The sequence below is a fragment of the Klebsiella sp. 28 genome, from assembly GCF_018223905.1.
Classification (GTDB): Bacteria; Pseudomonadota; Gammaproteobacteria; order Enterobacterales; family Enterobacteriaceae; genus Klebsiella; species Klebsiella pneumoniae.
The window spans coordinates 1-611 of sequence record NZ_JAGRQY010000259.1 but is presented as its reverse complement, the minus strand read 5'-3'; the positions used below and the strand labels follow the sequence as shown (position 1 = coordinate 611).

Genomic DNA, 611 nt, shown 5'->3' with positions numbered 1-611 from the left:
GCGCGGGCCCTCTTTTTGCGCTTTTTAGCTATGCATTGCTGAAATTCATCTCACCCTGCGCGCGAATAAACGTCACACACGCTACATGCTGTAGTAATCTCTACATCATGACAATGCATCTCTTGATCCTTAACCTGACGACCTCTCAAGCCACGCTGCGCATGCGTGTCTGGCGAACCCTGAAGCAGAGCGGGGCGGTGGTCCTGCGTGATGGGGTCTATATGCTGCCCGACGTGCGCCAGGGCTATGACACCTTCCTCAGCGCCTGCCAGGCGATCCGCGCGGAGGGCGGGGCCGGGTATGTGTTTACGATTGAGTCGGCGGAAGAGGAGGCGTTCAGGCCGCTATTCGATCGCCGCGAACAGTATGATGCGCTGTTGCAGGATCTGCAGGCGCTGCAGGGGGCGTTATCCGCCGACGGACTGGCGGCTCAGCTCAAACAGCTGCGTAAAATTCAGCGTGACTACCGGCGGATCGAGGCTATTGATTTCTTCCCGGGGGCCGCCCGGGAGCAGGCCGCTGAGCGACTGGCCACCCTCGAGCAGGCGATTAATCAGCGGCTGTCGCCGGACGAGCCGCAGGCGGTTGCGGGCGAACTGAGCCTGCTGGAC

Annotated in this window: 1 protein-coding gene; it reads left to right on the top strand. The window is 61.0% G+C overall.

What is annotated here, in order from left to right:
• Positions 1-113: 113 nt before the first annotated feature.
• The coding region (locus tag KHQ28_RS27755) for a Chromate resistance protein ChrB (protein WP_323131623.1) at positions 114-611 on the top strand (498 nt) is incomplete at its 3' end.